This window comes from Pedobacter sp. FW305-3-2-15-E-R2A2, assembly GCF_038446955.1.
Lineage (GTDB): Bacteria > Bacteroidota > Bacteroidia > Sphingobacteriales > Sphingobacteriaceae > Pedobacter.
Window position 1 is genome coordinate 3,256,739 of record NZ_CP151803.1, and the last position, 23,816, is coordinate 3,280,554.

Annotated in this window: 5 protein-coding genes (1 of these 5 cut by a window edge); all 5 read left to right on the plus strand. The window is 44.5% G+C overall.

Annotation, left to right across the window (positions count from 1 at the left end):
• Nucleotides 1-5,240, plus strand: partial view of an amino acid adenylation domain-containing protein gene (locus tag AAFF35_RS12930; protein ID WP_342332930.1) — the 3' end only. Its footprint begins 9,094 nt before the window's first position; only the last 5,240 of its 14,334 coding nucleotides appear in the window; the start codon falls outside the window, past its left edge; its stop codon occupies nt 5,238-5,240.
• Nucleotides 5,237-16,369: an amino acid adenylation domain-containing protein gene (locus AAFF35_RS12935; protein WP_342332931.1), complete on the plus strand. Its 11,133-nt coding sequence runs from the start codon at nt 5,237-5,239 to the stop codon at nt 16,367-16,369. Before AAFF35_RS12930 ends, AAFF35_RS12935 begins: the two co-directional genes overlap by 4 nt.
• A gap of 78 nt (nt 16,370-16,447) precedes the next feature.
• On the plus strand, nt 16,448-17,344 hold the full coding sequence (locus tag AAFF35_RS12940; protein ID WP_342332932.1) for a DUF6734 family protein: 897 nt from the start codon (nt 16,448-16,450) through the stop codon (nt 17,342-17,344).
• 5 nt (nt 17,345-17,349) lie between these two features.
• On the plus strand, nt 17,350-19,371 hold the full coding sequence (locus tag AAFF35_RS12945; RefSeq protein WP_342332933.1) for a lanthionine synthetase LanC family protein: 2,022 nt from the start codon (nt 17,350-17,352) through the stop codon (nt 19,369-19,371).
• Nucleotides 19,372-19,428: 57 nt separating this feature from the next.
• Entirely contained in the window at nt 19,429-22,857 is a 3,429-nt protein-coding gene (locus AAFF35_RS12950) for an amino acid adenylation domain-containing protein (protein WP_342332934.1), read from the plus strand.
• The last annotated feature ends 959 nt before the right edge of the window (nt 22,858-23,816 follow it).

A 23,816-nucleotide genomic window follows, 5' to 3' on the forward strand; every position in this document is an offset into this window, starting at 1 on the left:
GGATGTACCTGACCGGAGATCAGGGGCGCTGGCTGGAAGATGGGAACATTGAGTTTCTGGGCCGCAAGGATGACCAGGTTAAGATCCGCGGTTACCGGATTGAGCTTGGGGAGATTGAGGTTGTGCTGCAGGGTTACCCTGATATGGTTTCTGCCGTTGTGATTGCACGTAAAGGTGTTTCAGCAGATCAGGAACTGATTGCTTACCTGGTGAGTGGTTCAGTGCTGGTGATTCAGGAACTGCGTGCCTACCTGGGCAGTAAGCTTCCTGCCTATATGGTTCCTTCCCATTATGTTCAGCTGGATTCATTGCCGCTGAATGCCAGCGGGAAGACCGACCGCAAGGCATTACCCGATCCTGAGGGCATGGGTATGGCAAGCGGGGTAGCCTATGTTGCTCCGCGTACAGAGATTGAAGAAAAGCTGGCCGCGATCTGGAGTGAGGTTTTAAATACCCCCAAAGCGCGTATTGGTATCCATGACAGTTTCTTTGATCTTGGCGGGGATTCTATCAAGTCTATCCAGATTGTGTCGCGTTTAAAACAACAGGGATATTCCTTAACGATCCAGGAAGTGCTTTTATATCCGGTGATCGGAACGTTATCAAAATATGTAAGTGTTGTCGTTCGGGACATTGACCAGCAGCCGGTTGTGGGACTGACAGGACTGAGCCCCATCCAGCGGATGTTTTTTGAAGATTATGGCAGTACACCGGTTCATTATAACCAGTCTGTTTTACTGCGGAGCAGCTCGCGTTTATCGCTGAAGGCCCTTCGCTTAGCGCTGGATAAACTGGTAGAACATCATGACGCCCTGCGTATGGTTTACTACCAGCAGGAGGGAACCTGGTTACAGGAGAATAAAGAGGTCAGCCAGGCTTATGGCTTTGAGGAGGTGGAACAGGAATTGGATGAAGCCGGTTTTGCTTTGTTTTGTGACCATGTTCAGGGCAGTGCCGATTTATCTTCGGGTCCCCTGTTCCGTGCGGTACTTTTCCGTGGGTCAGATGGGTCAGACCGGTTGCTGCTGGTGAGTCACCATCTGGTGATTGACGGGGTTTCCTGGCGTATCATTTTTGAGGATTTATCCTCACTTTATGAGCAGTTCCTGGCGGAGCAGGTGGTGCAGCTTCCTTTGAAGACAGATTCTTTCCGTCACTGGCAGTCCGTACAGGAGGAATATAGCCGGAGTGCGGTTCTTTTGGCGGAACAGGCTTACTGGTCTTTATCAGAAGATTGGCCTTTGGCAGACCTGCAGGCGGACCAGGCCGGCGGGAGTAATTTGTACGGGGAGGGGACTTCGGAAAGTTTTTCACTGGACCGCTCCATGACCTCGCTGCTGCTGAACCGCTGTTACCAGAGTTATCATACAGAGATCAATGATATTTTGGTGAGTGGGTTGGTATTGTCCCTTGCGGGAGTTTTTGGTATTGATCATATCCGGATTGGTATGGAAGGCCATGGCCGTGAAGATATCGGTTCGGGCCTTGATGTTACCCGTACTGTAGGCTGGTTTACCACGACTTATCCGGTTTGTATTGACCTGGGTTATGCAGCTGACCGTATCCGTCAGCTGATCGAGGTTAAGGAATGCCTGCACCGGGTTCCCAATAAGGGGATTGGTTATGGCATTCTCCGTTACCTTGGAGGGGCAGGATATCAGTGCCGTCCTTCGGTGACTTTCAATTACCTGGGTGATTTTGGGTCCGGGGCCGGTTCTTCAAAAGAGCAAGACGGTGCTGTGTCCCCATCGGCTTCGCTGTTCAGTTTCAGTGGGGATTACCATGGCCGGGAGATTTCCGGAGGGTTGCCCCGTCAGAGTTTACTGGATGTTTCGGGAATGATTGTGGATGGTTGCCTTCAGTTATCGGTGGTTTACAGCGCTGAGCAATACAGCACCGGTCGGATGAGGTCATTGATCAGCCGCTATCAGCAGGAACTGGAGGGCTTGATTCTGGAGTTGTCAGCATCCACTACCGTTCAGCTGAGCCCTGTGGACCTGAGTTATCAGGGGCTGAGTGTGGAACAGGTTCATTCGTTGAATGCTGATGCTTTACTGGAGGATGTTTACAGGCTTGGCCCGCTTCAGGAGGGTTTATATTATCACTGGCTGAGTGCACCTGACTCTTCGGCCTATTTCATGCAGATCAGTTGCCGTTTACACGGGCGGATTGATATTGATTTACTGTCGGAGAGTTACCGGCAGTTAGTGGGGCGTCATGGTGTCCTCCGGACCAGTTTTGTCCGGGATTACGGTGATGTTCCCCTTCAGGTGGTGCGCAAATCGGTAGGTGATGGTTTCCGTTACCATGATGTTGCTGGTGCGGATGATGAGGCAATTCAAAGGTACCGTGAAGAGGACCGTGCTCTGGGCTTTGACCTGGAATCGGGCTCTCAGATGCGTTTGATGGTGTTGTGTGTCGGACCCGAAGCCTATGAGCTGATCTGGAGTCATCACCATATCATTATGGATGGATGGTGCAGCAGTATCCTGATCCGGGAGATCTTCCAGATCTATTACAGTTTGATTCAGGGTAAGGTGGCGGAGCTGGGAGAGGCAGTGGGTTATTCAAAATATATCAACTGGTTAGGTCGGGTTGATCAGGGCTCCTCGCTGGGTTACTGGGGAGATTTATTGCGTGGATACGATACTTTGAGCAGTTTTTCCGCAGGGTTTAGTTCTGCAGTTGAGGATCAGGGGAGGGAGAAGAAACGCATCCGTTTATCTGCAGGGAATGTTAGCCGTCTTGGCGCGTTGTGCAGCAGGTTGGGGGTGACTGAGAATACCTTTATACAATCGGTATGGGGGCTTTTGCTTGGGAAATACAATGACCGTTCAGATGTGGTATTTGGTGCGGTGGTTTCCGGACGTCCTGCAGATCTGGATGGTGTGGAGGACATGATCGGCTTGTTTAGCAATACGGTTCCGGTACGCATCCGTGTATCTCCGGGGATGACTTTTACCGATTTGCTGGCCGCCGTTCAGCAGGAGTCTATTGCCGGAAGTCATTATCATTACACACAACTGGCCGAGGTTCAGCAGCAGAGTGAGCTGGGTTCCGGATTGTTTGATCATGTGCTGGTTTTTGAGAACTATCCTGTTCAGCAGATGGTGGAACAGGGGGCAGGTGATGGAGAGGGTTTACGTTTTGAATCTGTTTCTGTTAGTGAGCAGACCAATTACGGATTGACCGTCACCATTATGCCGGGCGAAGAAATGGAACTTATTGTAGATTATGATCCCTGTTACTATGAGCATTCCCGTATGGAACGTATGGAAGGGCATTTGCTTCAGCTGATTGATCAGGTCCTGGACTTTCCTGAAGATGACCTTTCATCGCTGAGCTGTCTTTCCGCTGCTGAGCGTGAACAGTTGTTGTATGGATTCAATGCGACGGATGTCTCTTATCCGGTTGACCAGACTTTGGTTTCTTTGTTTAGGGAACAGGTTTTACTTGATCCGGATGCCATTGCGGTTGTTTACCGGGAGCGGGAATTGAGTTATGGGGCGCTTGATGCTGCATCTGACCGTCTGGCACATTACCTGGTTTCCAGCCATGGTATCGGGGCTGATGTGCTGGTTGGTTTGCTGGTGGAGCGTTCGGACTGGATGATCATTGCGATTCTCGGGATCCTGAAGTCAGGCGGGGCTTATGTTCCAATCGATCCTGCTTATCCCAAAGACCGCATCCGTTATATGGTGGAAGATGCAGGTATCGGATTACTGCTGACCCAGACCGATTATATGTTTGAACTGGATTATTACCAGGGCGCTCTTTTTGCGGTGGATGTCCAGTTGTCAGGGTTGGATGAGGTCTCCGGCGGGCTTCTTCCATGCCGGGCTTCAGATCTGGCTTATGTGATTTATACCTCAGGATCTACGGGAAGGCCCAAAGGGGTGATGATCGGGCATGGGGCTATCGTGAATACGGTTTATGCGCAGCAGTCTGTTTTCGGGGCTCAACATGGCGACCGTCACCTGCAGTTTGCTTCTATATCATTTGATGCATGTGTGTCAGAAATTTTTGTGTGTCTTTCCAGCGGGGGTAGTCTTTATGTGGTAGAGGAGGAGGTGAAACAGTCTCCTTTAAGTTTCCAGGATTATGTGAAGCGCCATGGGATTGACATTTGTACGCTTCCCCCGGTTTATGTGAGCCAGCTTGATCTGGGTGATCTTGGAGGTATCCGCAGTTTGATTACTGCCGGAGAGCGTGCAGTCGTTTCGACGGCAAATGAATTTTTAAGTTATGGTCATTATCTGAATGCTTACGGCCCTACGGAGGTGAGTATTTGTGCGAGTGTTTTTCGTGTGGAGCAGGGCGGACATGTTGACGCATTGACTGTTCCTGTGGGTAAGCCGATTTCCAATACACGTATCTATATTACCGGCCGTGATGGCGGGTTGAGTGGAGTAGGTATTGCCGGAGAGATTTGTATCAGCGGGGCTGGTCTGGCACGGGGTTACCTGAACCGTGCGGAGTTGAGTGCAGAGAAGTTTGTCCCGAATCCTTACCAGCTTGCAGAAGAAAAGGAGCGGGGAATTAATGAACGGATGTACCTGACCGGAGATCAGGGGCGCTGGCTGGAAGATGGGAACATTGAGTTTCTGGGCCGCAAGGATGACCAGGTCAAGATCCGTGGTTACCGTATTGAACCCGGAGAGATTGAGGGGGTGTTGCAGGGTTACCCAGATATGGTTTCTGCCGTTGTGATTGCACGTAAAGGTGTTTCAGCAGATCAGGAACTCATTGCTTACGTAGTGAGTGGTTCAGTACTGGTGATTCAGGAACTGCGTGCCTATCTGGGCAGTAAACTTCCTGCCTATATGGTTCCTTCCCATTATGTTCAGCTGGATTCATTGCCGCTGAATGCCAGCGGGAAGACCGACCGCAAGGCATTGCCTGATCCTGAGGGCTTAGGTATGGCCAGTGGGGTAGCATATGTCGCTCCGCGTACAGAGATTGAAGCAAAGCTGGCTGCGATCTGGAGTGAAGTCCTTAATGTGCCTCAGGAACGTATCGGTATCCATGACAGTTTCTTTGACCTGGGTGGCCACAGCCTGAAAGTCATTCAGCTGATGTCAAAAATAAAAAAACACTTTGAAGTTAATCATAGTATGGATATCCTCTTTAAAAAGCCAACAATCGAAGATATCGCAGACGAAATAGAAAAAATCAATTGGGTAAATACTGATGAATCAGAAATGGAAGAGATTAATAACATTGAAAAATTTAACATATGATAAACGAACTGTATAAAAGACTGGAGAAGCTGAAGGTCAGGATTGATGTAATCGATAACAGACTGGATATTAAAGCACCCAAGGGTACCATAGATAATGATTTATTGGAAGAAATTAAACTGCATAAAGAAGACCTTATTAATTTTATCAATTCTTATAAAACAAAAAAGAAAGTTTTTGAACGTATTCCGGTAACAGAAATCAGGACGGATTATGAGTTATCCTCATCGCAACGTCGTTTATGGGTATTGAGCCAGTTTGGTGATGGTAATATTGCCTACAATGTACCTGGTGTCTATATGTTTGAGGGAGAGCTGGATGTTGATGGGCTTTCGTATGCTTTTTCTTCACTGATTGAAAGGCATGAGATTTTACGTACTGTTTTTCGCAACAATGAATCTGGTGATATACGGCAAGTGATCTTAAGTGGGGCATCGCTGGGTTTTTTTATTCGTCAGTCAGACCTACGTGGCATATCAATTCAGGAATCTCTTGTTCATGAACTAATTGAATCCGATTCGAAAGGTGCTTTTGATTTGAGTTCTGGTCCGTTGTTTCGTGCAGGACTTTATCAATTAGAGGAAGACCGCTGGGTTTTTACTTATGTGATGCATCATATCATCAGCGATGGTTGGTCAATGGACATTTTAATCAAAGAGTTATTAGCCTATTACGGTTCTTATATTCGCGAGGAAAAATTGAACTTACCGGAATTACGAATTCAGTATAAAGACTACTCAGCATGGCAGCAGCAAGAGCTTAAAGGATCCTTATTAAATACGCATCGTTCTTACTGGCAACAGCAATTGTCTGGTATACTGCCAGTGCTGCATCTTGCAGGTGATCGTTTACGGCCTGCAGTAAAGACTTACAACGGTAAACGACTTAATCTGAGTCTGGGAGTCGAGACGAGTGAACGTTTACGTGAGCTGACACAATTGGAAGGAACCACACTTTTTATGGGGGTTCTCGCAGCAGTGAATGCTTTGTTATATCGTTATACAGGCCAGAATGATCTGATTGTTGGTAGTCCGATTGCTGGTCGCGACCATTCAGATCTGGAAGACCAGATTGGTTTTTACATGAATACGCTTGCATTGCGTACCCGTATTGGTGAAGGAGAAAGTTACCGTTCGTTGCTGGAAAAGACCAGAGAGGTTACGCTCGGTGCTTATGAACATCAGGTTTATCCTTTTGATGAACTGGTGAATGATCTTCACTTACCGGCTGACCGTAGCCGGAACCCGTTGTTTGACGTACTGGTTGATTTGCAACATACTATTCCTTCCGGGCAGGCTGGAAGTGGGATGGATAAACTTAAAGTAAATACCTACGGAAATGATGTGCATGTAGTAAGCAAGTTTGATATTCGTTTTGTATTCCAGTCAGGTTTGGCGGAGATAGATTTGTTGATAGAATATAATAGTGATATCTATGATCAGGAAACAATTTCCCGGATGGGATCGCATTTGCATTCGCTTTTGTCTAAAATGACCCTTTCTCCTGACGAGCCAATAGAGGATATTAGTTATCTTGGAGATGCTGAAAGAAAATTGTTACTAGAGGACTTCAATTCTAATGATGCATCATATCCCGGGGATAAGACCCTAATCAGTTTATTTCGTGAACAAGTTGTACGGACTCCTGATGCAATAGCAGTTGTCCATGGAGATATTGAGTTAAGTTATATGGCACTCGATGCAGCCTCTGACCGTTTGGCTCATTACCTACGTACCACCAGCAGAATCACCCATGAGCAACGGGTTGGGATTTTACTTGACCGATCTGTGCAGGCGATTGTTGCAATTCTTGGTGTTTTGAAATCGGGAGGTACTTATGTGCCTATCGACCCGGAATATCCCCAGGAGCGGATCCGTTATATGATCGAAGATGCAGAAGTTAAGGTTTTACTTACCCAAACCGACTATCTGTTTGAATTGGATTATTACCAGGGAGAACTTTTTGCAATGGATGTGCAGCTTGATGGTCTTGAAGCGCCACTACCGAATGCTGCTGTAATGAATGATTTATCTGATCTGGCTTATATCATCTATACCTCAGGTTCTACAGGGCAGCCTAAGGGGGTGATGATAACACATGGAGCTATACTTGATTATTTTTATGGAATAACAAAACATAGCAATATAGAAGAATGTCATAGTTTCGGTCTGGTTTCAACAATGTCTGCTGATTTGGGCAATACCATTATTTATGCATCACTTTTATTAGGGGGTAAGCTTCAAATATTTTCTTTGAATCAAATAACCAATCCCGAAGAAATGATCAGGATACAAGTTGATTGCTTGAAAATAGTTCCGTCACATTGGCTGAGTCTGCAAATTTCAGGTCAGTTATTTGTACCGTCTAAATGTTTAATATTCGGAGGGGAAAAATTAAGCAGGGCTACTGTAGATTATATAAATGATAATTATGGAAAATGTGAAGTCTATAATCACTATGGGCCAACAGAGACAACTATTGGGAAATTAATTAATCATGTTAAGCTAGATGATCCCGGTGAAATTTCATTGGGTTCGCCATTTGGTAATACCTGGATTTACATCCTTGATCCTAAAGGTAACTTATGTCCTTTAGGTGTTCCGGGAGAGATCTGCATTAGTGGCGCAGGTGTTGCACGTGGTTACCTGAACCGTGCGGAGTTGAGTGCAGAGAAGTTTGTACCGAATCCTTACCAGAATGCAGAAGAAAAGTTATCGGGAATTAATGGACGGATGTACCTGACTGGTGATCAGGGGCGCTGGCTGAGTGATGGTACTATTAAATTTTTGGGACGTAAGGACGATCAGGTAAAGATTCGTGGCTATCGGATTGAACCCGGAGAGATTGAGCGTGCCTTGCAGGACTATCCTGGTATGGTTTCTACAATTGTGATTACACGTCCAGGTGCTTCCGGAGAGCAGGAGTTGATTGCATATGTAGTGAGTGAGACTTTATTGTTGTCCAGAGACCTTCGGTTGTACCTGGGAAATAAACTTCCTTCGTATATGATTCCTTCACATTATGTGCAGCTGGATTCATTGCCGCTGAATACTAATGGTAAGATTGACCGCAGGGCATTACCCGATCCTGATCATATGATATCAGAAAGAGGAGTAGTATATGTTGCTCCTGGTAATTATACTGAAGAAAAACTTGCAGAAATCTGGAGTGAAATTCTTGATGTGCCTCTGGAACGTATCGGTATTTATGATGATTTCCTGAATCTTGGCGGTCACAGTCTGAAGATGATTCGATTAACTGTTTTGATACATAAAGAATTTGATGTCAAGATAGATTTGGTAGATCTTTTTGATAAACCTGTTTTTGTAGATCAGGCAGAGCTGATCAAACTTGCTAAAAAGGAAGCTTTTTTAAATATACCATTAGCTAATATATCTTCAAACTATGTGATGTCCTCCTCTCAACGTCGCTTGTGGATCCTGAGCCAATTTAGCGATGGTAACATGGCTTATAATATACCTGGAGTTTATCTCTTTGAAGGTACTTTGGATATGGCGGGTCTTTCCCATGCCTTTTCTGCTTTGATTGAGCGCCACGAGATTTTGCGTACTGTTTTCTGGAATAGTCAATCTGGTGACATCAGTCAGGTTGTTTTAAGTGCTTCTGAGTCTGGCTTTAAGATTTCAGAGCACGACCTTACAGAAGCATCTGATCAGCAGGACCGTGTTCATGAGCTGATAGCAAAAGATTTTCGTGGAACATTTAACCTTGCCCTTGGACCACTGCTTCGTGCGGGTGTTTACCGTTTGGGCGCAGATCGCTGGGTTTTCACTTATGTGATGCACCACATCATCAGCGATGGCTGGTCGATGGAGATCCTGATTAAAGAGTTGTTGGCTTATTATAATGCGTATGTCAGCGGGTCAGCACTTGAGCTTCCCGTATTGCGTATTCAGTATAAAGATTATGCTGCATGGCAGCAGAATGAGCTTAATGGTGCTTCACTGAGCAGGCACAGGAGTTACTGGCAGCAGCAGTTATCGGGAACACTTCCGGTACTGGAACTGGCTACAGATCGTCCCCGTCCCGCGGTGAAGACGTATAACGGCGGACAGATACAGGTCGCTCTTGATGGTTTGGCCGTTTCCGGTTTACGAAGTTTGATGCAATCGGAAGGAACTACACTTTTTATGGGGGTGCTTGCAGGTGTTAATGCTTTGCTTTACCGTTATAGTGGTCAGAATGATCTGATTGTGGGCAGTCCTATTGCCGGCCGTAACCACTCAGACCTGGAAGACCAGATTGGCTTTTATATAAATACACTGGTGCTTCGCAGCCGTATAGGCGAGGGGGAGAGTTACCGTTCGTTGCTGGAACAGACGCGTGAAGTTACCCTTGGGGCTTATGAACATCAGGTGTACCCTTTTGATGAACTGGTGAGTGACCTTCATTTAGTTGCAGACCGTAGCCGTAATCCGTTATTTGATGTGTTGGTAGAATTACAGCATGCCGAAAATGCCAAAGAAGTTGAGAATAGCTTAGGTGGACTTCAGGTGAGCAACTACAGCAGTGGTGGTATCGATGTGGTGAGTAAGTTTGACCTGCGTTTTGTATTCCGGGCGGGAGTATCAGAGCTCAGTTTAATGATAGAATATAACAGTGATTTGTATGATCGTGAGACGGTTATACGTATGGGTGGGCATTTGAACGCGTTGTTGTCAGAGATGATCATTTCTCCTGATGCAGCATTCTCAGGTTTGGATTATCTGAGTATTGCCGAGCGTGAACAGTTACTGTATGGATTCAATGCGACCGATGTTTCCTATCCGGCTGGGCAGACCGTGGTTTCTATGTTCCGGGAGCAAGTTTTACTTGATCCCGCTGCTATAGCGGTTGTTTACCGGGACCGGGAATTGAGTTATGCTGAAGTTGATGCTGCATCCGACCGTCTGGCACACCACCTGGTTTCCAGCCATGGTATCGGGGCTGATGTGCTGGTTGGTTTGCTGGTGGAGCGTTCGGATTGGATGATCATAGGGCTTCTTGGAATCCTGAAATCAGGCGGGGCTTATGTTCCGATTGATCCTGCTTATCCCAAAGAACGCATCCGTTATATGGTGGAAGATGCAGGCATCGGATTACTGCTGACCCAGACCGATTACATGTTTGAGCTGGATTATTACCAGGGGGCTCTTTTTGCGATGGATGTCCAGTTGTCAGGGTTGGATGAGGTATCCGGCGGGCTTATTCCATGCAGGACTTCAGATCTGGCTTATGTGATTTATACCTCCGGATCTACAGGTCAGCCAAAGGGGGTGATGATTGAGCATGGCAGTTTAATGAATTATCTTAACTGGTGTTCCGGATATTACTTTGATGATGGGCTATCGGGTCATTTTGGACTTTACACCTCCCTGTCGTTTGACCTGACCGTAACGAGTATTTTTTGTGGATTGCTGAGTGGCAGGGGGCTTTTTGTTTATGACCAGGATCAGGAGCTGGGTTCGATCCTGAGTGATAGTTTCAGCAGCTCCCGGGGGATTGACAGCATCAAGCTGACCCCTTCTCATATTGAGGTGCTGAAACATTCAGGACTGGTTTCGGGGAATATCAGCTGTGCAATTGTAGGGGGAGAGGAGGTTAGTGTTGCTCATGTTGATGTTTTGAAGAGCATTAATTCAGATATGCGGATTTATAATGAGTACGGTCCCACAGAATCTACAGTGGGTTGTATTGTAAGAGAACTGCAAAATGATGGTTCCCGCATTTTGATTGGGAAGCCGGTTTCCAATACACGCATCTATATTACCGACCGTGATGGCGGGTTGACTGCAGTGGGTGTTGCCGGAGAGATTTGTATCAGCGGGGCTGGTCTGGCACGGGGTTACCTGAACCGTGCGGAGTTGAGTGCAGAGAAGTTTGTCCCGAATCCTTACCAGCTTGCGGAAGAAAAGCTGCAGGGAATTAATGAACGGATGTACCTGACCGGAGATCAGGGGCGCTGGCTGAGTGATGGGAACATTGAGTTTCTGGGGCGTAAGGATGACCAGGTCAAGATCCGTGGTTACCGTATTGAGCTTGGGGAGATTGAGGGGGTGCTACAGGGTTACCCTGATATGGTCTCTGCCGTTGTGATTGCACGCAAAGGTGTTTCGGGAGTCCGGGAACTGACCGCTTACGTAGTGAGTGGTTCTGTGCTGGTGATTCAGGAACTGCGTGCCTATCTGGGCAGTAAGCTTCCTTCCTATATGGTTCCTTCCCATTATGTGCAGCTGGATTCATTGCCGCTGAATGCCAATGGAAAGACCGACCGTAAAGCTTTACCTGATCCTGAGGGCATGGGTATGGCAAGCGGGGTAGTTTATGCAGGTCCTTTAAATGAGATAGAGACACAATTGATTGCCGTTTATCAGAATGTTCTGGGTAAAGAAGGAATAGGTCGTAACGACAGTTTCTTTGATCTTGGCGGGGATTCTATCAAGTCTATCCAGATTGTGTCGCGTTTAAAACAACAGGGATATTCCTTAACGATCCAGGAAGTGCTTTTATATCCGGTGATCGGAGCGTTATCAAAATATGTACGTGTTACTGTTCGGGACATTGACCAGCAGCCGGTTGTGGGACTGACAGGACTGAGCCCCATCCAGCGGATGTTTTTTGAAGATTATGGCAGTACACCGGTTCATTATAACCAGTCTGTTTTACTGCGGAGCAGCTCGCGTTTATCGCTGAAGGCCCTTCGCTTAGCGCTGGATAAACTGGTAGAACATCATGACGCCCTGCGTATGGTTTACTACCAGCAGGAGGGAACCTGGTTACAGGAGAATAAAGAGGTCAGCCAGGCTTATGGCTTTGAGGAGGTGGAACAGGAATTGGATGAAGCCGGTTTTGCTTTGTTTTGTGACCATGTTCAGGGCAGTGCCGATTTATCTTCGGGTCCCCTGTTCCGTGCGGTACTTTTCCGTGGGTCAGATGGGTCAGACCGGTTGCTGCTGGTGAGTCACCATCTGGTGATTGACGGGGTTTCCTGGCGTATCATTTTTGAGGATTTATCCTCACTTTATGAGCAGTTCCTGGCGGAGCAGGTGGTGCAGCTTCCTTTGAAGACAGATTCTTTCCGTCACTGGCAGTCCGTACAGGAGGAATATAGCCGGAGTTCGGTTCTTTTGGCGGAACAGGCTTACTGGTCTTTATCAGAAGACTGGCCTTTGGCAGACCTGCAGGCAGACCAGGCCGGCGGGAGTAATTTGTACGGGGACCGGATTTCGGAAAGTTTTTCACTGGACCGCTCCATGACCTCGCTGCTGCTGAACCGCTGTTACCAGAGTTATCATACAGAGATCAATGATATTTTGGTGAGTGGGTTGGTATTGTCCCTTGCGGGAGTTTTTGGTATTGATCATATCCGGATTGGTATGGAAGGCCATGGCCGTGAAGATATCGGTTCGGGCCTTGATGTTACCCGTACTGTAGGCTGGTTTACCACGACTTATCCGGTTTGTATTGACCTGGGTTATGCAGCTGACCGTATCCGTCAGCTGATCGAGGTTAAGGAATGCCTGCACCGGGTTCCCAATAAGGGGATTGGTTATGGCATTCTCCGTTACCTTGGAGGGGCAGGATATCAGTGCCGTCCTTCGGTGACTTTCAATTACCTGGGTGATTTTGGATCCGGGGCCGGTTCTTCAAAAGAGCAAGACGGTGCTGTGTCCCCATCGGCTTCGCTGTTCAGTTTCAGTGGGGATTACCATGGCCGGGAGATTTCCGGAGGGTTGCCCCGTCAGAGTTTACTGGATGTTTCGGGAATGATTGTGGATGGTTGCCTTCAGTTATCGGTGGTTTACAGCGCTGAGCAATACAGCACCGGTCGGATGAGGTCATTGATCAGCCGCTATCAGCAGGAACTGGAGGGCTTGATTCTGGAGTTGTCAGCATCCACTACCGTTCAGCTGAGCCCTGTGGACCTGAGTTATCAGGGGCTGAGTGTGGAACAGGTTCATTCGTTGAATGCTGATGCTTTACTGGAGGATGTTTACAGGCTTGGCCCGCTTCAGGAGGGTTTATATTATCACTGGCTGAGTGCACCTGACTCTTCGGCCTATTTCATGCAGATCAGTTGCCGTTTACACGGGCGGATTGATATTGATTTACTGTCGGAGAGTTACCGGCAGTTAGTGGGGCGTCATGGTGTCCTCCGGACCAGTTTTGTCCGGGATTACGGTGATGTTCCCCTTCAGGTGGTGCGCAAATCGGTAGGTGATGGTTTCCGTTACCATGATGTTGCTGGTGCGGATGATGAGGCAATTCAAAGGTACCGTGAAGAGGACCGTGCTCTGGGCTTTGACCTGGAATCGGGCTCTCAGATGCGTTTGATGGTTTTATGTGTCGGGCCTGAAGCCTATGAGCTGATCTGGAGTCATCACCATATCATTATGGATGGATGGTGCAGCAGTATCCTGATCCGGGAGATCTTCCAGATCTATTACAGTTTGATTCAGGGTAAGGTGGCGGAGCTGGGAGAGGCAGTGGGTTATTCAAAATATATCAACTGGTTAGGTCGGGTTGATCAGGGCTCCTCGCTGGGTTACTGGGGAGATTTATTGCGTGGATACGATACTTTGAGCAGTTTTTCCGCAGGGTTTAGTTCTGCAGTTGAGGATCAGGGGAGGGAGAAGAAACGCATCCGTTTATCTGCAGGGAATGTTAGCCGTCTTGGTGCGTTGTGCAGCAGGTTGGGGGTGACTGAGAATACCTTTATACAATCGGTATGGGGACTTTTGCTTGGGAAATACAATGACCGTTCAGATGTGGTATTTGGTGCGGTGGTTTCCGGACGTCCGGCGGATCTGGATGGTGTGGAGGACATGATCGGCTTGTTTAGCAATACGGTTCCGGTACGCATCCGTGTATCTCCGGGGATGACTTTTACCGATTTGCTGGCCGCCGTTCAGCAGGAGTCTATTGCCGGAAGTCATTATCATTACACACAACTGGCCGAGGTTCAGCAGCAGAGTGAGCTGGGTTCCGGATTGTTTGATCATGTGCTGGTTTTTGAGAACTATCCTGTTCAGCAGATGGTAGAACAGGGAGTAAGCCAGGCTCAAAGTTTATCTCTGGTGTCCTCTGAAGCAGGAGATGAACAGACGAATTACGATCTGGTTGTTACCATTCATTCAGGTAATGAATTTGAACTGGGGCTTAGTTATAATAAAGCATTTTATGACCATTCCCGTATGGAACGTATGGAAGGGCATTTGCTTCAGCTGATTGATCAGGTATTGGACTTTCCTGAAAATGACCTTTCAACGCTGAGCTGTCTTTCTGCTGCTGAGCGTGAACAGTTATTGTCTGGTTTCAATGCCACTGAGGCAACCTATCCGGTTGACCAGACTTTGGTCTCCTTGTTTAGGGAACAGGTTTCACTTGATGCTGATGCTATCGCGGTTGTTTATCAGGATATCGCCCTGAGCTATGGCGAACTGGAGTCCTCTTCAAACCGTTTGGCCGCGTACCTGATTTCGACTTATGGCATTGTCAGCGAAGAGTTGATCGGTATAAAACTGGAGCGTTCCGAATGGATGATCATTGCGATCCTTGGGATCCTGAAATCAGGAGGTGCTTATGTTCCTATTGATCCGGATTATCCACAGGAACGAATTGATTATATCAGTAGAGACAGCAATTGCCGCGTCATTATTGATGCACAATTGCTGGCTGATTTCATGCCGTTGAGTGCCGGATGGAGTGAGGCTGCTCCGGAGGTTGAGGTGAGTCCGTCGGCTCTGGCTTATGTGATTTATACTTCCGGTTCCACGGGAACACCTAAAGGAAGTTTAGTGACACATCATAATGTGGTCAGGTTGTTCAGGACTGATCAGCCGCTGTTTGATTTTGGCCGTTCAGATGTTTGGACGATGTTTCATTCCTATTGTTTTGATTTTTCAGTTTGGGAGATGTACGGTGCTTTGCTTAACGGTGGGAAGCTTATCGTTGTTTCTTCAGAGGTGTCTAAAGATCCGGTATTATTTTTAGAGGTGCTGAGAAACCATCAGGTGACGGTGTTGAACCAGACCCCTTCGTCATTTTATAACCTGATGAAAGAAGAGCTGGATGCTGTGACCATTGATCTTGGTTTACGTTATGTGATCTTTGGCGGGGAATCCCTGAGCCCGTCCCGTCTTGGATTGTGGCTGGACCGTTATCCGGATACCTCTTTGATCAATATGTACGGGATTACAGAAACTACCGTCCATGTGACCTATAAAAAGCTGACGCGTTCAGATATTTTGAACAACAGTCATAATATTGGCCGCCCGATTCCCACATTGAGTTGCTATGTTCTGGACAGCCTGCAGCAATTGTTACCTATAGGTGTTCCGGGAGAACTTTATGTAGGTGGGGAAGGTGTTTGCCGTGGTTATTTAAACCGGGAAGAGTTAACAAAATCGAGGTTTCTGGATGATTTGTTGAAGGATGGGGAACGTGTTTACCGGACCGGAGATAAAGCGAGGATGCTGGCTAACGGAGAAATTGAATATCTGGGACGTCAGGATGATCAGGTGAAGGTGCGTGGATATCGCATTGAATTAGGAGAGATTGAGTCCGCTCTGTCCGGTTATCCAGGTCTGTTGTCGTCTGTGGTACTTACCCGTTCGGGTTCATCAGGAGATCAGGAACTGATCGCTTATGTAGTTAGTGATGCTACTTTGTCGTCTCAGGAATTACGGACCTACCTGTCGGGTAAGCTGCCTTCTTATATGATTCCGGGATATTATGTTCAGCCCTCTTCCTTGCCACTGACCAGCAATGGTAAGATTGACCGCAAGGCACTTCCCAATCCTGAAGGCCTGGGTGTGGCAAGTGGGGTAGCTTACGTAGCCCCCCGCAATGATACCGAAGAAAAGCTTGCAGAGATCTGGAGTGAAATTCTTGACATACCCAAAGCCCGTATTGGTATCTATGACAGCTTCTTTGATCTGGGAGGGCATAGCCTGAAAGTGATTCAGCTGATGTCTAAAATCAATGCGGTTTTTATAGTGCAGGTAAGTATTCAGAATTTGTTTAAGGAGAAAACAATTGAAAGTCAAAGTGTGCAAATAGATTTCATATTGAATCAAAATCTACAAAAGGAGAATAGTCGCAATTTAATTCCAATTGATATTATTTAACTATGATATGAAAACCGGGGAATATTTTAGTAGATGCGAGTTAATGTAATTAATTGTTAATAAGATAAATATAAACAAATGAAGATCGTACAAAGCCAATGGACAAAACCTGGTAAAAAGAATGATCAATTGTCTGCTGATGATAACAAGGGTGGATGGATTGAAAAGAAATACAATTATTTTAGTTGGGCACTCAGTGTTTTACAATTAAAGAAATATTATAATAATATTGAACTGGTTACAGATAAGGCAGGCTATGATCTGTTAATTAATAAACTAGAATTGCCTTATGACAGCGTGAAAACAGTACTGGATGAATTAAACGTATATCCGGAAGAGTTATTTATGATGGGTAAAGTTTATGCCTATAGTATACAGGATGAACCTTTCATTCATGTAGATTCCGACGTTTTTATATGGGATAAGTTTGACTCAAAACTGGAAAATTCACCTTTAATATGCCAAAGTAAAGAAGATGAAGAGTTTTATAATCAGCATTACTTTGAAATTTTCTATCCGATGCTGAAGAATTTTGATTTTTGTCCACCATATCTTGAAAAATCAATGATAAAAAATGGAAGAATTGTAGCCGTAAATGCTGGTATTATCGGAGGTCAGGATTTTGAGTTTTACAAAAATTATAAGAACCAGGTGTTTGAATTTGTGGAAAGAAACGTAGCTCATTTTGAAAAAGTAGAACTCAAAAAGACAAATATAGTCTTTGAACAGTTTTTATTCCATGCTATGGCAGAAGAACAATTAATGGATATTAATTATCTGAGTTTAGGGAATTATACTTTTTTAAGTGATATTCTTGACTTTACAGGGGTACCAGAGAAAATAAAATATATGCATTTATATGCAGGACACAAAAAAGTAAAGCTTTATCTGGACGGCCTTGAATACCGTCTTCAAAAAGACCATCCGGCTTATTATTATAAAATAATTAATCTTCTTAAAACCAATCAAATATAACCAATATGCTAATACAGGAACCCTTGATAAATTCGCAGGTAATTACACTTGCTAAAGATTATGGAGATCAATTAATTAGTACGCTGAATAATCTTAAATCAAATTTGCAAAAAGACAGTATATCTGTTTTTTGTAATGGAAATCCGGAGTGTATAGATTCAGGAATTAGTGGAAATCTACTATACCTATTGGAACTTTATAAAGCGTTGAATGATACCGTATATCTGGATGTGGTGGATGAATGGATAGAAATCTTATTGAATTATATTGATGAAAATCCAACAAACGACTATTCATTATATACAGGCAGAGGTGGATTCGTCTATTTACTAATTCAGCGAAATTCAATAACTCAGGACAAGAAGCTGCTTGATGAATGCCTACGGATAATTGTACCAGTAAATCAATGGTATTTAAATTCGGAGTTCACAACAGATTATTTTTATGATGGCAGAGCTGGGACAATGCTTGTCCTGATTGATTTATATCAAATTACAAGAGAAAAATTTCTGCTAGATTATATTGATGCTTTTCTGAATAAGATAATAGCTAATGCTAAAATCACCCGAAATGGTATATTCTGGGATGCTGCATATGAGTATAATTTAAAGTCATCTTGTAGTTTTGCTTATGGGGCAGCGGGAATTAAATACGTCTTTAAACAGCTTAATAATTTTTGTAATAATGAAGGTTTAGCATTTGTAATCAATGGTATAGATCAATACAGTAATAGCTGTTGGATTGAGAATAATAATAATTGGGGTGATTATAGCAGAGAAATTTTGAATGCGGTATCTCTTAATGAATGTAAGCATTTACATTTAACCGGAGACGCTGATCTCTTAACTCCAAGGGACAAGTGGTCTTGGGCATACGGGACAATTGGTAACCTTGGGATATTAGAGTCGGCTGTTCAAAATGATATCATACTTGCTGACATATTGAATCGAAAAATTTCAGACTTTAATGCAGAACCGATAAGTTTATTTGATGGACTAGCGGGACTGGGTTTGTTTATTCACAATTTGCCTGATACATCAGATACGATAAATGAAAAACTGGAGGAAATTAAGAAAACTGTTCTAAGTAAATCAATTGAAATAGAAACTTCTCAGGGACTCCTTCATGGTGCCTTAGGTGGAATGTATTTTATATTAAAATCACTCAGGCCTTCAGATCAGTCTCAGGATGTATTGAATTATTCTTTAACAAGGTTTTCAAAAGAGTTCAAATTTAATATTTCTCTGGATCTTTTAGATCTTTTTAAACAATGCCTGGTGAAGTTGTATCCAAGGACTATTTCGCTTTCAAATATAATTTCTCCAAATGCTTTGTCAATATTTTTGAAGAAGAGCTCCATATCCGACAGTACAGATTTATTATCAAAAATGCCAGGTTTTATTACTTCTTATCTTAAATCAACAGTATCTCCCGCAATTTATGAAAGAGTATTTGACGTGTTTCTGCTGGAAACTCAAAAGGTAGATATGCTCAATAATGAAAAGAGGTCCAGTTTACAGATTTATTTAGATAGTTTACTTTTTCAGGATAGAATTCTAACTGTTTTAAATAAACCCGATGATTGGCTTTTAATGCAAACGGTGTGTATTGCTGATTCAGTCAAATTTATTAGATCCAGGTGGATGTGGTCTTCTGATAGAACTTTCAGTGCCCTTGATAAAGAACTGGTTAAGGCAAAAGAGTTTTCAAACTTAAAAGATCCTGAAGGAGAGTTTAATTATTTCTTTCAAATCTTTGAAACCCGGGAGGTCGATGAGGCTTCTTTAGCTCCCGGGTTTGATATTATAATGAAATCTTTTTTAAAACCTAAACCATTAAAACAGGTCATTCTGGATGTTAAAAGCTACATTAAGAACTTACCGGAAGAAAAATGGAAACGTCTGGCACCTCCACAATTGAACCATAAAAAAATATCAAGCATTAATGATTTTCTAGATGATGTAGATTGGATTGTGCTTAAACAAGTTAAACCGCTCATATATAGAGATATATTAAAGATTTGTTAGATTTTGATGACAACGTCTAATTATTACTTACTGTAAGATTATCCAAACGTATTATTTATGAAAAATTTGCTCAAAAAAATAGAAAAAAATAACGTATTCGTTGAAGTTGTTGATCAGGATCTAAAGGTGTATTCTTCCAATGCGACGATTGATCCTGTACTTATCAATGAAATAAAAGAAAGGAAGCAGGATCTTATTGAATTTTTATTATCGATAGACCAAACTGCATTTAATCAGACATTCAAAGTTCATATCCCATTATCGGATCTTTCTTCAGATTATGAATTATCTTCATCACAACAACGCCTATGGGTGTTGAGCCAGTTTGGCGAGGGGAATTCTGCTTACAATATTCCTGGTATTTATAGGTTTGAAGGTGAGCTGGATATGGCGGGTCTTTCTCATGCCTTTTTTGCACTGATTGAGCGTCATGAGATTTTGCGCACTGTTTTCCGCAAGAATGAATCCGGTGATGTTCGCCAGGTTGTTTTAAGTGCGGAGGAACTTGGTTTTAGTATTACTGAAACAGATCTGCAGGAAGTAGCAGATCAGCAGGAGCATATCCATGAGCTGGTCATAAAAGATTTCCGCGGGACATTTGACCTTGCCCTGGGGCCCTTACTTCGTGCCGGTGTTTACCGTTTAGAAGCTGACTGCTGGGTTTTCACCTATGTGATGCACCATATCATCAGCGATGGCTGGTCAATGGATATTTTAATTAGGGAATTGTTGGCGTATTATAATGCCTATGTCCATGGATCGGAGCTTGTACTTCCTGCCTTGCGTATTCAATATAAAGATTATTCCGCCTGGCAGCGTGGAGAACTTAATGGTGCTTTGTTAAGTCAGCACCGCAGTTACTGGCAGCAGCAGTTATCAGGTGTTGTCCCTGTACTGAATCTGGCCACAGACCGGCCTCGTCCGCTTATCAAGACTTATAACGGCGGACAGGTTCATGTCGCTTTTGACAGGGAGGCTGTGTCGGGTTTAAGTGTACTGGTGCAATCAGCCGGGGCTACCCTTTTTATGGGGGTACTTGCAGCGGTGAATGCCCTGCTTTACCGTTACAGTGGTCAGGATGACCTGATTGTGGGAAGCCCTATCGCCGGCCGTAACCATTCTGACCTGGAAGACCAGATTGGTTTTTATGTGAACACGCTTGCTTTACGCAGCCGCATTGGAGAGGGGGATAGTTACCGGTCACTGCTGGAGCAGACCCGGGAGATTACCCTGGGGGCTTATGAGCATCAGGTATATCCTTTTGATGAGCTGGTGAATGATCTTCGTTTGCCGGTTGACCGAAGCCGCAATCCGTTATTTGATGTGATGGTGGTTTTACAGAATAAGGATGCTGTACAGTTAGGAAAAGACAATCATAGTCCTGATCACTTAAATATAAGAAGTTATGAATTAGGCGACAACAGTCAGGTGAGTAAGTTTGAACTGAGTTTTAATTTTACAACTGGTGATGATGATTTGCATTTAAATATAGAATATAACAGTGACTTGTATGACCGGGATACGATCACGCGCATGGGCAGCCATCTGAGCTTGCTGTTGTCTGAAATGGTGGATTCGCCGGAAGTATCGCTTTCAACGCTGAACTATCTTTCCGCTGCTGAGCGTGAGCAGTTATTGTCTGATTTTAATGCTACGGATGCACCTTATCCTGCTGATCAGACGTTGGTCTCCCTGTTTAAGGAACAGGTTTTACTTCGTCCTTCTGCCATAGCAGTTGTTTATCAGGAAAAAGCGCTGAGTTATGCAGAAGTTGATGCTGCTTCAAACCGTTTGGCACATTACCTGCTATCGGCACATGTTATCGGTAAGGATACACTGATCGGAATCAGACTGGAGCGTTCGGAGTGGATGATCCTTGTGATCCTGGGTATTCTGAAATCGGGCGGGGCTTATGTTCCAATCGATCCTGAATATCCACAGGACCGGGTTGATTATATTGTTGGCGACAGTGGCTGTGTTTTGGTGATCGATTCAGAATGGTTGTCTGAGTTCCTGCTGGAGGGGGCTTCCTTTAGCGAGGATGAAGTAATTGTTGAGCGGAAGGCTTCTGACCTGGCTTATGTGATTTATACCTCGGGTTCTACCGGGCTTCCCAAAGGGGTGATGGTAGAACATGGAGGGGTCATCAACCGGATTGACTGGATGTGGCGTTATTATGGGTTTAGTTCTTCACTGGTTGTTCTTCAGAAGACAAGTTATACATTTGATGTTTCAGTGGGAGAGATCTTTATGCCTTTGTGCTGGGGTGCAAAGATGGTCCTTTGTAGTGGAGGTGATGTGGCGGTGCCGGAACGGATTCTCCACCTGATCACTGAGCATGGGGTTAGCTATGTTCATTTTGTGGCAGGCATGCTGAATAGTTTTATGTCCTGGGCATTTGAACAGGAAGATGTGGCGCTTCGTTTAAGCAGCCTGACTGCCCTGGTGACCAGTGGAGAGGCACTTAGCCTGGATACTGTACAGAAGTGGTACCGAAAGTTGTCTGTTCCCATATACAATTTATATGGTCCTACCGAGGCCTCTATTGATGTGACCCATTATGAACCCCTGGCCACTGACCAGCTGGTGCCTATCGGGAAGCCGATTTCAAATATACAGATTTACATTGTTGAGCGTCATGGTGATTTGAGTCCTGTGGGTGTTGCCGGTGAGATTTGTATCGCCGGGGTTGGCGTTGCGCGGGGTTATCTGAACCGTCCTGAGTTGAGTGCAGAGAAGTTTGTACCGAATCCTTACCAGCTTGCAGAAGAAAAGCTGCAGGGGCTGAATGAACGGATGTACCTGACCGGAGATCAGGGAAGGTGGCTTAGTGATGGGAACATTGAATTTCTGGGCCGCAAGGATGACCAGGTCAAAATCCGTGGTTACAGGATTGAGCCCGGAGAGATTGAGAACGCTTTGCAGGGGTATCCGGGGATGGTTTCTGCTGTGGTCATTGCCCGTAAAGGTGCTTCAGCAGAGCAGGAGCTGATCGCCTATGTGGTGAGTGGTTCAGTGCTGGTAATTCAGGAACTGCGTGCCTACCTGGGCAGTAAACTTCCTGCCTATATGGTCCCTTCCCATTATGTGCAGCTGGACTCATTGCCGCTGAATGCCAGTGGAAAGACCGACCGCAAGGCATTGCCTGACCCTGAGGGCCTGGGTATGGCCAGTGGGGTGGCATACGTTGCCCCGAGTACAGAGACTGAAGAAAAACTGGTAGAGATCTGGAGTGAAATTCTTGAGTTACCTCAGGAAAGTATTGGTATTTATCATAATTTCTTTGACATGGGCGGTCATAGTCTGAAGATGATCCGTGTAGCCAGCCAGCTACATAGAGTATTTAATATTGAAATTGAAATGGAAGAATTATTTAATAACAGAACAATATTTGATTTAAGTAAATATATTCTGAGAGTTCAGTGGGTAATTAGAAATGTAGAAAAAACAGATGATGACCAATATATCGGAGAAACTATCATCTAATATATTCGGCAGATGTAGCTGTTATAGAAAAAATGAACTGGTTCAGGGAATAGAAATCCTTAGTATTATGTTGAAAAACAAGGTGTATCCTGTCACGATCACCTTGTTTCCTGGAGAACCCTGAAAATTTTCCTATTTATAAGTAACCTTTAAAAGCGATTAGGTAAAGCACGGTCTTTACTTAATCGCTTTTTTTTTCAGCATTTTGTCTCTTCTAAACACACATTATTAAAAGTTGTGTACCATATTTATCTGTTTCTATCCATCCAATAGGTGTATTTATCACGACAAAACGGCCATCGGTGTAACGTATAAAATTTTGTAAACATGAATTTATATATTTATGTCAATGATGTTATTAATTTAATATTATAATTATTTCTTGATTATTTGTTTGTGTTATAGAATTGTTTTAGTGTAATCTGTCTTTAATTTCTAATATTGATTTATAGGTGCATATGATAAATGGTCTTTAAGCTTAAGATAAGTCAAATTATAAAATTAAGGCATGTAGTTAATTGTGTGTAAATAAAGTTTATAAATTTATTTAGACGAGTTTATTACGAAGGAATTGCCAGCGTGTAACCCGACTGCTTAATTCAAGCAGGTCATCAATTGGGGTTGCGGTTTGGACGTTAACGAAAGGAACATTGTAGCGACCATAGATAGTGAAGATTTGGTTAGAGAAACCACAGCCTTTGCCACCTATACTAGTTCTTTGAGTGAATTACGAAATTGGTTACAATCTCAGGGCTTTAGCCGTGTTGTTATAGAGACCAGGCGGGCTATTGTAAGCCTGTTTTTAGTATTCTTTATAAAGATTTCAAAGTGATTCTGGTCAATGCCTCTCATTTGAAGAGTGTTCCGGAGAGAAAAACAGATATAAGAAAAATAGCCCATGGGTTTGCTGGCTGCCTCGCTCAAAGCGAGCTTCATTCCAGAAGAAATGATCCGTCAGT